Genomic DNA, 14,734 nt, shown 5'->3' with positions numbered 1-14,734 from the left:
TTCAGTAAACTCTACGTAACTTATTGATAGTCAAAGCCTATATGGGCGTTTCACCAACTATTTTTCAGTATTATGCCAATGAAAACATCTTTTATAATATTCTAATATATCTTTCTTCTATAAGCATTTATTAACTTACAATTAAATATTAGGATATTATTGATTATTGTAGGAGCTTGTATCACCGATGAAAGTGCTAATGATATATTCCCCAAAATAAACAATAGAGTAATTGTGGCAAAAATTAGATTCCAAAATTTAAATAATACCCTTTGGCTTTCACAAAACGGCACTCCTTAAAAATGTCAATAAAGCTTAAAATCTTCTACCTCCCCACAGGAATATGCACCCTAACTGAATTATCCGGACTATAAATTTCAATGGAAATAGGTTGGTGGCTGTAGCCAGCATTTTGGGCGAAGGCGATCATACGTTCTTCTATACTTGCAGGGCTGGGCATTACAATATTATGCACTTCTAGTCTGGCTTCTACTACTTCGCTCACCTCCACGCCCATTATTCTAAATTCATCAGGAATTTCCGCTGGAATCTCATCGAGGATTACACCCATAAAAAGCTTCACTTCATTTCGCTTTGTCTCTGCATCCCTGAAGTATACCATTGTTAACCTGCCCTTCAACTCACCCTTCTCAATTCGTTCGCGGAAATCGAAAAAATACTCACGTACACGCTTATCCGTGGGGCGTCCTTCAAAATCTACGCCTACTATTCTGTATGGACCTTGTACATTTTGTATACTGATGTCAATAGTATTGAGTCCTCCTAAATACACGTACAGTCCTGCAAGTGACAGCATAATTACAGCTACTGCTCCAATGATAATTTTCTTTTTCTTAGACATCATTTATTCCAATTGTATCTGATACCAAAAGCACCATAAAAGCGAAAGGCAAATGGACTGTCTACCACTTCGCCAAACAAACTTACTTCCCCATAAAAGGTGATTGGCGCATCATAAAGCGTATATTCTGTACCGATAATTACTTCCGGCCCCACATCAAAATTGGTATGTCCTTCGAAGAAACGATCTGCTGTTTGGTATTCATCTACATCTTCCTGCCGTATGTATTCATACTCTACCGAAACAAATCGCAAATGCAAACCCGCACCATAGTACCATTGCAGTCCATCTACATCTTCCTTAAATTTATTGTGAAACAGATATCTGGCATTGAAGGCAATGGTATAATCTAGTCGATGATTGTAGTACAAATAATCATCGAAACGATTGATCCGCTCAAAAGACTTTTTATAATAACTTGTATTCCATCGATTCCCACTTGAGCCAGCTATAAATTCTGCTGCTCGGGTTGGGCTTAGATACTTTTTGTAAGTAATACCAAATGGGTCGCCTAATCGCAGACCCACACCATTATCAAACTCTTGAGCAAAAAGTAAAGCTGGAGCAAATACAAAGACAAGCAGAATGAGAAATTTACGAACAAGATTCAGCATATCTATTTTATTTGATGGTCAAAACTAATTCAATATGCAGAAAAAATAAACCAATGCTGATTTTTCAATGAAATAAATACGCCAACATATAATTTATACGACTTCCTTGTACTGCATTTGATACAGGGTATTATAAAATCCCTCCAATGTCAATAATTCATCGTGCGTTCCGCGTTCTTTTATTTCACCTTTGTCTAGCACTATTATTTGGCTTGCATGCTGTATGGTGCTCAATCTGTGAGCAATTACGATGGACGTTCGGCCTTTCATCAATTTCTCAATCGCTTCTTGTATCATCCCTTCCGTTTCCGAATCTACCGACGAAGTAGCTTCATCCAACACAATGATTTTTGGATTGTACACCATTGCTCGCACAAATGATATCAATTGTCGCTGACCTACAGAAAGTGTGGCGCCACGCTCCATCACATTATACTCGAAGCCACCTGGAAGTCGCTCTATAAATTTAAGTGCGCCTACCAAGTCGGCTGCCTCCCGCACCTCTTCCATGGTGATATCTGGATTGCCCAGTGTGATATTTCGAAAAATCGTATCAGAGAATAGAAACACATCTTGCATTACCACACCAATATTTCTTCTCAACGCACCTAATTCATAATCTGAAATATTTCTACCGTCTAATTTTATTTCACCTCTATTGATATCGTAAAAACGGCTTAGCAAATTGATCACCGATGATTTGCCAGCACCCGTAGCGCCTACAAAAGCCACAATTTCACCTGGCTTCACTTCAAAGCTTATATCCTTAAGTACATAATCTTCGTCATTGTAGGCAAACCACACATTATCGAATTGCACATGGCCGTCGATCTTCTCAGGCACATAGATTCCGTTGTTTGGCAGGTGTTCATTATTGTCCAAGAGTTTGAAAATCCGCGCCGAGCTCACTACGCCCAACTGCAGCGTATTGTATCTATCGGCAATCAAACGAATCGGGCGGAAAAACATCTGGATATACATAATAAATGCGATCAGCACTCCAACGGTAACTTCCTCACCAATAACAGCTTTGGAGCCAAACCACACCAGTAAGCCTATACCCGCAGCCTGAATCACTTCCGCCACTGGGAAGTAAATGGAGTAATAAAGAACTGATTTCAAATTGGCTCTTCTATGCTCCTTATTGATCTCGTCGAATTTCTTATGTTCTCTTTTTTCGGCATTGAAAACCTGCACAATTGCCATTCCAGTTATATGCTCTTGTACAAATGAATTGAGATTGGAAACGGCATTTCGCACCTCGTTAAATGCAACCTTGATTTTCTCTTTGAACACATAAGTACTTAAAATCAAAAGCGGGAGGGTACTTAGGCTTATCAGTGTCAATTTCCAATCGGTGTAGAACATCACGCCGAGGATAAATACCAACTGAAGCAAATCACCAATCATAGCAGCAAGACCTTCGGTAAATACATCCGACAGCGTTTCCACATCCGAAATATTCCTAGTTACCAATCGGCCAATGGGTGTATTGTCAAAAAACTTGAGTCGCAATTTCACCAAATGCTGATACAACTTTACGCGGATATCCTTGATAATATGCTGCCCCATCCATCCAGACTGATAAGTGTGAAGATATTGCACATATGCTTGGAGAATTAGGGCTACAACTAACACCACGATCATCCAAACGAGTCCATCGTAATCGCTTTTGGCTACATAATCATCAATGGCAATTTGGATAAGTAGTGGACGTGCTGGCCCCAATATGGCCAAAGCAAAAGTGAGAAAAATCAGCAGATAGAATTTCCCTTTGTAAGGTTTCAAAAACTTGGCAAGACGGCGCAGAACACTCCAATCTATAATATTGCCGCTGACATTCTCTTTATCCAATTCTAATTGTTCCTTTCAAGAAAAATAGCGGGAGGATAAACCACCCTTGTTAAAAATAAACCACTTGGACTCGCTGCCTTTCCGGCTTCTTTTCGGTCTTTAGAGGCCAAAACATCTTTTACATATTCCGGGCTTTGCTTTCCTTTGCCTACTTCTAGACAAGTGCCAACCATTGCCCTAACCATGCCATGCAGAAACCTGTTTGCAGAAACATGGAAAACTATCAAAGAGTTTTCTAATTGCCATTCCGCACGACGAACATCGCAAATATAATTATTCACTTCGGCCTTGGCTCTAGTTAGTGCTTCAAAATCTTGTTTGCCTATGAAATAACTCGCGGCTGTGTTCATTGCTTCCAAATCCAAATCGTAGGGCAGGTACAAAGCCAAATTCTGAAGAAACGGATTTTGCTCCATTACAATTCGGTATTCATAAGATCGCTCCGTTGCGTCGAATCGGGCATTGGCGTTGTAACGCACCAGATGCAACGCTTTGGCGCGAATGTCCATTGGCAATACTGCATTGAATTTGTGTAACGCATCTTTTGGATCCAACTCCCGATCAATGTCAAAATGAGCAAATTGCTGCTGCGCATGTACACCCGTGTCTGTTCGACCACTTCCGTGAACTCGAATTTTCTCCTTTAATATTATGAATAGCGCTTCCTCAACTTTTGCCTGCACACTTATGGCATTATTTTGCAATTGCCAGCCATGATAGGCTGTCCCTTTATAGGCAAGTTCTAGGAAGTATCGCATTAGGCAAGGTTTTCATAAATTATAGCCGCACCTTGACCTACGCCCACGCACATAGTTGCAAGACCATATCGTACATTTCTACGCTTCATTTCATGTAGCAAGGTTGCTGATATTCTGCCTCCACTTGCTCCAAGTGGGTGACCTATGGCAATAGATCCGCCATTCACATTGATAATGTCTGGATTCAAATTCAAATCTCTAATACAAGCAATAGACTGTGCTGCAAAAGCCTCATTCAGTTCTATTAGCCCTATTTCGTTCATTGTAAGTCCAGCTCTTTTCAATGCTTTTTGCGTCGCAGGTACTGGGCCAATTCCCATAATATCTGGCGATACGCCTGCAATGGCTACTGAAACCACTCTTGCCATGGGTTTCAGATTATACTTTTTCAGCGTTTCTTCATTTACGATAAGGCAGGCTGCTGAGCCATCGTTGATTCCTGAGGAATTGCCAGCGGTAACTGTGCCATCTTTTCTAAAAGCAGGTTGCAAATTGGCTAACTTCTCCAGTGGCGAAAAGCGAGGATGCTCATCGGTATCGAAGACGATTGGATCTGCTTTGCGCTGCGGAATGTTTACCGCAACGATTTCATCTTTGAATTTGCCTGCCGCATGCGCTTCCTGATATTTTCGCTGTGAATTGAAGGCAAACTCATCTTGTTCCTCCCGCGATATTTTCCACTGTTCAGCTACATTTTCGGCAGTTTCGCCCATTCCATAAGGATGATGTAATTTGGAAAGTGCAGGATTGGTAAACCTCCAACCGATTGTTGTATCATATATTTCTACATTTCTACCAAAAGCCTGTTCCGACTTAGCCATTACAAATGGTGCACGCGTCATACTTTCTACACCTCCCGCTACAAATGCATCGCCATCGCCAGCTTTGATTCCCCGTGTAGCGTCCATAATCGCTTGTAAGCCGGAAGCACACAATCTATTTACCGTTACTCCACCAACTGAAATTGGCATTTTGGCAAGTAGCAAGGCCATTCTTGCTACATCCCGATTATCTTCTCCTGCTTGGTTTGCCGCACCGAATATCACGTCTTCTGTTGCAGCTGGATCAAAATTGGGATTGCGAGCTAGCAAACTCGAAATTACATGCGCGGCCAAATCGTCGGGGCGTACGGAACTGAGGGTTCCACCAAACTTGCCAACAGGAGTGCGAAGGATATCAACTATATATGCGGTATTCATTAAATTTTCGTTTTAGGTACTAAAAATGGTTAAATTGCAGGCCAATTTATTCAGTCCTTATCATGATACAAAGAATTCAAACCTTGTTTCTTCTCGGAGTTGTCATTTGCATGCTCGGCACCTTGTTCGTTCCTATATGGACGAAATCCGATGTAGAAATCAATAAAACGATGGAACTCACGGCCTTTTCGCTGAACACTTATGAAGGTGGTCAAGAAACGGAGTCCAAAACTACCATCTATTTGGCAATACTTGCTATTGCGGCGGCAGCTTCTGCGGCATATTCCATTACAAGATTCAAAAAGCGCTTTGTGCAAATTAAGCTTGGAGCACTTTCTTCATTTTTTATGGCGGCCTTTTTACTTTCCGGATTGTATGTAACCATGCAAGCCGAAAAGATCATTGACCCAAACACACAAGGAGAATATGTAGTTGGCTATTACCTAACAGCCGCGGCACTAGTCTGCAATTTGCTGGCAAATAGATTTATCCGACGCGATGAGCGACTGGTTAAATCTGTTGATAGATTAAGATAAAAAAGAGGCTGTCTCAAAAGTCTTTTTTCTAAAAATTGAAGGCTGCTTTTGGCAGCCTTCTTTTTTGTAGTTTCTCAAAATAGTTGTATTTTGAGTTGTGCAAACTAACAGACAAAAGGTAGTATTTAAAGACTACAATTCCAATCAACTACTTCTTCTTCCGCCAAATTTGGAAGACCTTATCGAGTCGAACCATCCTGTTCTCATTGTTCAACAAGTTATTGAACGCCTTGATATTCAGCCTATTTTAAGAAAGTATAAAGGAGGTGGTACTAGTAGCTATCATCCCAAAATGCTTTTAAAGGTTTTGGTCTATGGCTATTTGAGCAATATATATTCTTCTAGGAAACTAGAAGCTGCCACTAAAGAAAATATTCATTTTATGTGGTTGGCTGGCATGAGTCGTCCAGATCACAATACACTCAATCGATTTAGGAGTGATCGCTTAAAGGATGTGCTGAAAGAAGTTTTTTCTCAAGTGGTTATGATGCTTCATGAGAGTGGGCACCTTGATTTAAAGGAGGTCTATACGGATGGGACTAAAATAGAAGCGAATGCGAATAAATACACTTTTGTCTGGGGAAAAGCCATTAAGACCAGTAAAGAGAAAATGAGTAAGCAGTTAGGTGAGCTTTGGGCCTATACTCAGCAGCTTGCCAAAGAGGAGCTTTGTGAAGATCCTCCTAACTTTACTCAGCTTGAGCCAGAGAAGGTTACCCAGACCATCGAAAAGATCAATCAAGCACTCGCAGGTAAGAAGGTTGATAAGAAGGTAAAGCAGAAGCTTGGGTATGCCAAGAAACACTGGCCTGCAAAATTGCAGGAATATCAACAGAAACAGGAGTTATTGGGTGAGCGCAATAGTTACTCAAAAACAGATACGGATGCCACCTTTATGCGCATGAAGGAAGACCACATGGGCAACGGTCAATTAAAGCCTGGTTACAACCTTCAGATCAGTACCCATCAACAGTTTATTACCCACTTCAGCCTACATCAAAAACCTACTGATACAACAACACTCATTCCTCATTTAGAAGAATTTAAGAAGCGTTACAACCTTTTGCCTACCTGCATTACCGCAGATGCAGGCTACGGCAGTGAAGAAAATTATCACTACTTGGCGACCCAAGAAGAATCCGTACATGCCTATATTAAGTATCCTTACTTCCATAAAGAACAAAGACAAGCCAAAAAGAAGTCGCATAGGGATGAGCTTCTACACAATTTATACTACGATCCGAACAAGGATCTATACATCTGCCCGATGGGACAGAAAATGAATAGAATAGGTACCAAGCGTAGAAAAACCTCCACAGGTTATCAACAAACCTACGCCGTTTACCAAGCACAAAACTGTAAAGGATGCCCACTTGCTGCTAGTTGTAAGAAAGCGAAAGGAAATAAGCGATTAGAAGTCAATTGGCAACTTACCAGCTATAAAGCACAAGCAAAGGAATTACTCCTCTCAGAAGAAGGAATCAAAAAACGTAAAAATAGACCAGCAGATGTGGAAGCCGTATTTGGTCAACTAAAGCAGAATCGAAAGTTCAAACGATTTAACCTAAGAGGGCTAGACAAAACGGAAGTTGAAATGGGCTTGCTGGCTATTGCCCACAACCTAGCAAAACTGGCAGCTTAAAGGTCGGCGGAGCACTTTTTTGGGTTGAAAAAAAACTAAAAAAGGCTAATGGTCTGAAAAATTAAATTTCTATCCTCAACACAAAGAAAAATTACAAAAAAAGAAGGCTGTCTAAAATTTTACTTTTGAGACAGCCTCTTTTCATTTCAATACTTTGTGTTAACCCATAAATGAGTTGTACATCCACACAAGCTTTTCTTGCTCACGGATGTAATCGCTCATCAGGGCATTTGTTCCTTCATCGTCTGCCTCAGCAGATAATTCCAGCAGATCTCTTTGCTTCAATAGAAGTGTTTGTAGCGCAGCCAAAATTCCTTTTACACATTCATTTCCATCTGCTACATCTTTTATTTCCTTCACAGAAGACTTCTCTATATACACTGAATATGAGTGAATTGGTCTATGACCAAGTGTAAGAATTCTTTCTGCTAATTCATCAATTTTCAATTGAAGATCATTATAAAGCTCCTCGAATTTCACATGAAGCTCAAAAAATTTCTGACCACGAATGTTCCAGTGGTAACCTCTCACATTCATGTAAAATACGGAGTAGTTTGCTAGTAAATCATTTAGTTTCTCTGCTAATAAATTTGTTTTGTCAGTATCTAAACCGATCGATGTTAATTGTTTTTTAGTAGTCATAATTATCTATTTGTTTTAATATTATCTTTCAACGTATTCCAAACGTTATCTGCTACAATTTGGTGCCCTTCAGCGGTTGGATGTATACCATCTGGCAAGTTCAATTCCGGATCTCCACCAACGCCTTCCAGTAGAAATTCGATAAGCGGGAGGTTATTTGTTTCAGCCAAATCGGGATACAAATCTCTAAATGCATCCGAATATTCTGCACCCATATTTGGAGGAACTTGCATCCCAGCCAATACAATTGTTGCCTCAGGTTTTGCCTCTTTCACTTTATCTATGATTGACTGCAAATTAATTTTCGTTTCAGCAGGATCGATTCCTCTTAGGCCATCATTCCCACCTAATTCTAATACGAACACATCTAAGGGCTGTTTCAATATCCAATCCACCCGAGAATTGCCGCTTGCCGTTGTTTCGCCACTTACTCCTGCATTTACCACTTTATAGTTATAACCCAACGAATCGATATAAGTTTGTATAATTGCTGGGAAAGCTTCTTCAGGTTCTAAGCCGTAGCCAGCTGTGAGACTGTTGCCAAAAAATACGATAACCCGCGCATCATCATTATTTTGTTGAGAAATGGCCTGATCCTCATTTTCAGCTTGTTTGCTTACATTATCAGCATTTGGTTTATTTTCACAAGCTACATTTACCATCAAAACGAAAACGAACACCGCTCCCGTGAAGCTTCTAAGTAATTTTATCATTGTTTAATAATTTCGGAATTGAATTGTATCAACTGCAATATATAAACCATTTCAAGCTCTGAATCGTTTTGCCTTGGAATTCCTTAGATAAAAATATGATATTAGAAGCAAAAAATCTGACTAAAACATACCCAACCGCAACGGGAAAATTGACTGTCTTGGACGCTGTCAACTTCAGTTTAGAAAAAGGTGAAACCCTCGCCATTGTGGGTCCATCTGGCAGTGGCAAAACTACACTTCTCGGCTTATGCGCAGGGCTCGATCGCTCAAGTTCAGGCTCATTAATTCTAAAGGGAATTAATCTTGACAACTTAAATGAGGATGAAAGAGCAGCTATTCGCAATAAATATGTGGGTTTTGTATTTCAGAATTTTCAGCTTATACCTACGCTCACAGCATTGGAAAATGTGATGGTTCCGCTGGAGTTAAGAGGTGACAAAAATGCTTACAAATCAGCCGTAGAATGGCTCGGCAGAGTGGGCTTGGCGGATAGAAAAAACCACTACCCTACCCAACTTTCTGGTGGTGAGCAGCAAAGAGTTGCTGTAGCGAGAGCATTTTCTAACAACCCAGATATTTTATTCGCAGATGAGCCTACTGGTAATTTGGATGAAGAGACAGGCAATATGATTGAGGACTTACTTTTCACTATCAACCGTGAAGTCGGCACCACATTAGTATTGGTAACTCACGACTTAGATTTAGCTAAAAAAACCCAAAGGATGATTCGCTTAAAAGGCGGTAAAATAGTAGAACAAAAGAGCTTTAAGGAAGCTGTAGGCGAGATTTAAAGCTATGGAAAATAATAAAGTGAATTGGTCTTGGCTATGGAAAATGGCATGGCGAGACACACGAAAAAATCGATCTAGACTTCTTCTTTTCACCTCATCTATTGTATTAGGAATTGCGGCCATTGTAGCCATAAATTCATTTGGAGATAATCTAACAAGGGAAATTAATAATCAGGCAAAAGAATTACTCGGCGCTGATTTATCTATTGAGGCTCGGGATGATACCAGCTCGATCTACATTTCGATGCCCATTATTGATTCGGCAAAAGTAGCTGTATTTGCCTCTATGGCAAGCTTCAGTAGCAATGATGGCGCAAGGCTCACACAGATAAGAGCGATGAAAGGTTCTTATCCATTTTATGGACCGTTGGCGGTTCAGCCACTGGAAGCTCGGGAGGAATTTTTCACAGGCCAAAAAGCACTTGTAGATAGAACCCTAATGATGCAGTATGATGCCAAAATTGGTGATTCTGTAAATGTAGGTGCATTGAGCTTCGAAATCGTAGGCATACTTGATGGCATTCCAGGGCAATCAGGCATTGTGGCAAGTGTAGCTCCAGCGGTGATTATTCCTTGGGATTATCTGGAAGGAACCCAACTAATTCAAAGAGGTAGCCGAGTAGAATACACTAGCTATTATCAACTTGCCGATGGCACCGACCCAGACAAATGGGTAGAAGAAAATGAAGAAGCCTTACGTGATAAAGTTCTGAGAGCTGACACTGTAGAAGAGAGAAAAGAAGATACAAATAGAGCCTTTGGTAATCTGAACAAATTCTTGGGATTGGTGGCTTTTGTGGCCTTACTTTTAGGTTGCGTTGGCGTGGCTAGTTCGGTATTTATTTACATTAGAGAGAAAATTGCAACAGTAGCCATTTTGCGTTGCTTGGGGGTATCTGGCTTGCAAGCATTTTTAATATATGTAATTCAAATAGGCCTGATGGGCTTAATTGGATCAATTATAGGTGCACTGATTGGCGTAGGAGTGCAACAACTCCTCCCGCTGGTTTTACAAGATTTTTTACCTATTACGGTCGATACTTCCCTATCTTTTCCAAGTATATTCTTTGGTATTATCACAGGGCTTATTGTTTCCATATTATTTGCATTACCTCCACTAATTCAAATCAGAAATGCTTCGCCATTATTGACCATTCGCGCAGAATCTAGCAGCAAGGCAGTAGAGAAAGATTGGCTCAATTGGTTGGTTTACGGATTGATCATTGGCTTCATTTACCTTTTTGCCTTCAACCAAATAGGTGAATGGCAAGAAGCCGGGTATTTCACCTTGGCACTATTGGTGGCAATCGGGATCATCGCATTGATTTCAAAGCTAGTGATGTGGTTGGTTCGCAAATTTTTCCCAGTTTCTTGGGGCTTTGTTTGGCGACAAAGTTTGGCCAATCTGTATCGTCCACACAACCAAACTTTGGTTTTATTGGCCACTATTGGTTTGGGAACGGCTCTGGTTAGTACAGTATTCTATGTGCAAGATTTGTTGGTAGCAGAAGTTGAACTTAGCAGCGAAGATGAAAGACCAAACTTGCTGATGTTCGATATACAAAGTAGTCAATTGGAGAGCATTAAGCAATTGATGGAAGAAAGTGAATTGGAGGTTTTACAATCGGATCCTGTGGTAAATATGCGTTTGCTAAAGATCAAGGACATAACGCGCCAAATGGCTCGTGATGATAGTACCATCAGGATGCGAGACGGTATTTTCACTCGAGAATACAGAGTTTCCTACCGAGCTGAACTTTCCGAAACAGAAAGCATTGTAAAAGGCGAATGGATTGGAAGTGCTAATCCTGGTGGAGCAATTCCGATATCAATAGAAGAAGGTTTTGCTGGCTCCATGAAAGTGGATATTGGTGATAGTTTGATTTTTGACGTACAAGGTGTGCCTATGCTTTGCCAAGTGGCAAGTTTCAGAAAAGTGGATTGGAATCGTGTTTCATCAAACTTCCTTGTGACTTTCCCTGCTGGTGTATTAGAAAATGCTCCCCAATTTCATATTATCACAACCAGAGTCCCTAGCCCCATGGTTTCAGCCAAATTCCAACAAGCTGTAGTGCGTAATTTCCCTACCGTATCTATTGTGGATTTAGGTCAAATATTAGCTACCGTAGAGGAAGTTCTATCCAAAATCGCCTTTGTCATTCGATTTATGGCACTATTTAGTATACTCACAGGCCTGGTAGTTTTGATGGGCTCAGTTACGCTATCGAAATTTCAGCGATTGAAAGAAAGTGTCTTATTGAGAACTTTAGGCAGTAGTCAAAAGCAAATCCTAACCATTACACTTTTCGAATATTTCATTTTGGGTAGCTTGGCTTCGCTTACCGGAATACTTCTGGCGTTTGCATCTACGGCTATTCTTGCCAAATATAGTTTCGATGCTGTATTTCAACCTGCAAGTTTACCAGTAGTGATTACTTATTTGCTGATCACTTCATTAACCATGTTTATTGGCTATTGGAATAGTCGTGGCGTGATTGGAAGGCCACCATTGGAAATACTTAGAGCAGAAATTTAGTGAGTAGATTTTACCAATCTTAAAATCATACCACCAAGAAGGTAAAAGTGATATTTAATTAGACTTGCATTTCTTATATTGAAGAAATATAAAGTCAACCTTCTACTGTATGAAAAACTTCACTAATAAAATCACAATGCTATGCCTACTAATGGGGCTGATAGTAGGTAATGCATTTGCCCAAAGATCAATTCCTCCCGCTCCGGACAGAGCTGAGGGAGATGGGCCTTACGGCAAATTAGTAATTAGAGGTGCCACACTAATAAATGGAAATGGTGCTCCTCCCACCGGGCCAGTTGATATTGTAATTGAAGGAAATAAAATTGTTTCCGTAAATACAGTCGGTTATCCCGGTGTACCAACCAACCCAAATCGTGGTCCGGAAATCGGCCCGAATGATAAAGAAATAAATGCAGAAGGCATGTATGTATTGCCTGGCTTAGTAGATGCCCATGCTCACATTGGTGGAGTAGGCCAAGGAACGCCAGCTGAATATGTATTCAAATTATGGATGGCGCATGGTGTTACCACCGTAAGAGACCCCTCCGCTGGCAACGGCTTGGATTGGGTTTTGGAGCACAAAGCCAAAAGTGCCAAAAATGAAATTACTGCTCCTCGAATTTTAGCTTACACAAGTTTTGGTCAAGGACACGAAGGGCCAATTACCACCCCTGAACAAGCTAGAGCATGGGTTAGAAAAAATGCCGAAAATGGCGCTGATGGCATCAAATTCTTTGGTGCTCGAGCAGACATAATGCAAGCTGCATTGGAAGAAAACAAAAAGCTTGGTTTAGGCTCAGCCATGCACCATGCCCAAATGAATGTTTTCGATTGGAATGTATTGAACTCCGCTAGAGCTGGACTTAGCTCCATGGAACACTGGTATGGATTGCCAGAGGCATTATTTACTAATCAGCGCGTACAAAATTACAGCTTAGACTATAATTACCAAAACGAGCAAGATCGATTTGGCGAGGCGGGTAAACTATGGAAGCAAGCTGCACAACCTGGTTCTGAACATTGGAATAAGGTAATGAACGAATTACTTGAGCTAGATTTCACGCTCGATCCTACATTTAATATATATGAAGCGAGTAGAGATTTGATGATGGCTCGCCGTGCAGAGTGGCATGATGACTACACATTACCTTCACTATGGCAATATTTCACTCCGAACCGTAGGGCACATGGCTCTTACTGGTTTGATTGGGGTACTGAGCAAGAAGTAGCTTGGAAAGAAAACTATCAATTATGGATGGCCTTTGTAAATGAATACAAAAATCGTGGAGGAAGAGTAACGGCAGGTTCGGATAGTGGGTTTATTTATCAGCTTTATGGTTTCGCTTACATTCGCGAATTGGAATTATTGCGGGAGGCTGGCTTTCATCCTTTGGAAGTGATAAACTCAGCTACGTTAAATGGAGCTGAATTACTTGGAATGGAAGATCAAATTGGAACTATTGAACCAGGTAAACTCGCTGATATGATTTTGGTAGAAGAAAATCCACTAAGAAACTTCAAAGTTCTATATGGCACTGGCCATATCCGTGTAAATGACAGTAATGAAGTAGAAAGAGTTGGTGGAGTAAAATATACTATCAAGGATGGGATTGTTTACGATGCGAAGCAATTGTTGCAAGATGTAAAAGCAATAGTAGACAAAGCAAAAGTTGATGCTGGTATCCAAGAGCTTAAGCAGCCTGGATCGCAGCGATAGCAAAATAAAAATGCTAGCTCTTTTGCTGGCATTTTTTTTGATACAATTCCTCGAATTTTCGATTACTCCAAAGATTGGATAAATAAACATCAGAACAAGATCAAATTTTCGTTCTAGAGTTATTTAGAATAAAGGGAAACAGAAATTTAATTTTTAATTTTAACATTTAACCACAGCCGACATGAGCGAAAATTCTATGATTCGCAACCCTAAATTAGGCAAGCTCGACAAAAATCGGAATGCCAATAGGTTGAAAAATTTATTAATGATTGTGCTAGCTTGTTCCTTAGCATTTGGAACAGTGAGTTGTAAAAGCTCCAAAAAAGCAGCACGAGAAGCAAGAGAAAGAGAGATGGCTGAAAGAGCTCGAGCAATAGAGCAAGCAAAACTGGATCTTCAAGCTATCCTAAATGATGCGGGAGGAATGAGCATCGAAGCTAAAGAGAGAGAATTAAACAGAATAAAAGGGTTAAATCTTGACGATGCTGAGGTGAATGACCTAATCAACAGAGTGGAGGACAAAATTGCCGCTGATAGAGCCGCAATGCAACCACCCGCTACAGACCCAGCAGAAAAATCCGCAAGTGAACGACTCAATAATTATTTCCAATATATTGCTACAGCCAATTCTATTAATCAAGCTAATAGCTTAATTGATGAGACAATTGGAATGTTCAGTTCAGATAATGCACCATTATTAATTATCATTAATCGCTCTGGAGGCATTGTCGATTATGACCGCCCTACTACAATCAGAAAGTATTTGGAGTACTTGAAAGACCAGAAAAAGAATCTGAATGCTATAGATGAATTAGTATTCGATGATAATGGAAAAATCAAGGAAATCATTCTTATTAAAAAGTAAAAAGG

General features: G+C 40.4%; 13 protein-coding genes. 6 read left to right on the top strand and 7 right to left on the bottom strand.

Features of this window, described 5'->3' with window-relative positions; genetic code table 11:
• Positions 1-325 precede the first annotated feature (325 nt).
• The 5 genes from ACOXY8_RS10710 to ACOXY8_RS10690 all read right to left on the bottom strand — a co-directional run bounded on the left by ACOXY8_RS10710 (position 326) and on the right by ACOXY8_RS10690 (position 5,287).
• Positions 326-865 carry a hypothetical protein gene (locus ACOXY8_RS10710; RefSeq protein ID WP_458331585.1) on the bottom strand — a complete coding sequence of 180 codons (540 nt, stop codon included), beginning with the start codon at positions 863-865 and terminating at the stop codon, positions 326-328.
• On the bottom strand, positions 862-1,476 hold the full coding sequence (locus ACOXY8_RS10705) for a hypothetical protein (RefSeq protein WP_458331584.1): 615 nt from the start codon (positions 1,474-1,476) through the stop codon (positions 862-864). Before ACOXY8_RS10705 ends, ACOXY8_RS10710 begins: the two co-directional genes overlap by 4 nt.
• Positions 1,477-1,569: 93 nt before the next feature.
• Entirely contained in the window at positions 1,570-3,330 is a 1,761-nt protein-coding gene (locus tag ACOXY8_RS10700; protein WP_458331583.1) for an ABC transporter ATP-binding protein, read from the bottom strand.
• 2 nt (positions 3,331-3,332) lie between these two features.
• Positions 3,333-4,088: a tRNA pseudouridine(38-40) synthase TruA gene (gene truA / locus ACOXY8_RS10695; protein WP_458331582.1), complete on the bottom strand. Its 756-nt coding sequence runs from the start codon at positions 4,086-4,088 to the stop codon at positions 3,333-3,335.
• Entirely contained in the window at positions 4,088-5,287 is a 1,200-nt protein-coding gene (locus tag ACOXY8_RS10690) for a thiolase family protein (protein WP_458331581.1), read from the bottom strand. Before ACOXY8_RS10690 ends, truA begins: the two co-directional genes overlap by 1 nt.
• Before the next feature lie 62 nt (positions 5,288-5,349).
• Here ACOXY8_RS10690 and ACOXY8_RS10685 point away from each other — a divergent pair, with 62 nt between their 5' ends.
• Entirely contained in the window at positions 5,350-5,823 is a 474-nt protein-coding gene (locus ACOXY8_RS10685; RefSeq protein ID WP_458331580.1) for a DUF4293 domain-containing protein, read from the top strand.
• Positions 5,824-5,920: 97 nt separating this feature from the next.
• Complete coding sequence (locus ACOXY8_RS10680) at positions 5,921-7,465, top strand: IS1182 family transposase (RefSeq protein ID WP_458331579.1); 1,545 nt, start codon at positions 5,921-5,923, stop codon at positions 7,463-7,465.
• A gap of 159 nt (positions 7,466-7,624) precedes the next feature.
• Here ACOXY8_RS10680 and ACOXY8_RS10675 read toward each other — a convergent pair whose 3' ends face one another.
• A complete protein-coding gene (locus ACOXY8_RS10675; protein WP_458331578.1) occupies positions 7,625-8,107 on the bottom strand; it encodes a Dps family protein in 483 nt (160 codons plus the stop codon).
• Between the two features lie 2 nt (positions 8,108-8,109).
• Positions 8,110-8,820, bottom strand: a complete 711-nt coding sequence (locus ACOXY8_RS10670) for an arylesterase (protein ID WP_458331577.1) — start codon at positions 8,818-8,820, stop codon at positions 8,110-8,112.
• 95 nt (positions 8,821-8,915) lie between these two features.
• On the opposite strand from ACOXY8_RS10670, the gene ACOXY8_RS10665 reads away from it, so the two are divergent.
• The 4 genes from ACOXY8_RS10665 to ACOXY8_RS10650 all read left to right on the top strand — a co-directional run bounded on the left by ACOXY8_RS10665 (position 8,916) and on the right by ACOXY8_RS10650 (position 14,729).
• Positions 8,916-9,611, top strand: coding sequence for an ABC transporter ATP-binding protein (locus tag ACOXY8_RS10665; protein WP_458331576.1), 696 nt, complete (start codon positions 8,916-8,918; stop codon positions 9,609-9,611).
• Positions 9,612-9,615: 4 nt separating this feature from the next.
• On the top strand, positions 9,616-12,147 hold the full coding sequence (locus ACOXY8_RS10660) for an ABC transporter permease (RefSeq protein WP_458331575.1): 2,532 nt from the start codon (positions 9,616-9,618) through the stop codon (positions 12,145-12,147).
• Between the two features lie 136 nt (positions 12,148-12,283).
• A complete protein-coding gene (locus tag ACOXY8_RS10655) occupies positions 12,284-13,864 on the top strand; it encodes an amidohydrolase family protein (RefSeq protein ID WP_458331587.1) in 1,581 nt (526 codons plus the stop codon).
• Between the two features lie 181 nt (positions 13,865-14,045).
• Entirely contained in the window at positions 14,046-14,729 is a 684-nt protein-coding gene (locus ACOXY8_RS10650) for a hypothetical protein (RefSeq protein ID WP_458331574.1), read from the top strand.
• Positions 14,730-14,734 lie beyond the last annotated feature (5 nt).

This window comes from Peijinzhouia sedimentorum, assembly GCF_049340005.1.
In the GTDB taxonomy this organism is placed as follows: domain Bacteria; phylum Bacteroidota; class Bacteroidia; order Cytophagales; family Cyclobacteriaceae; genus CAXBDP01.
Note: the sequence above shows the minus strand (reverse complement) of the source record. Positions and strands in the feature narration are given on the sequence as shown.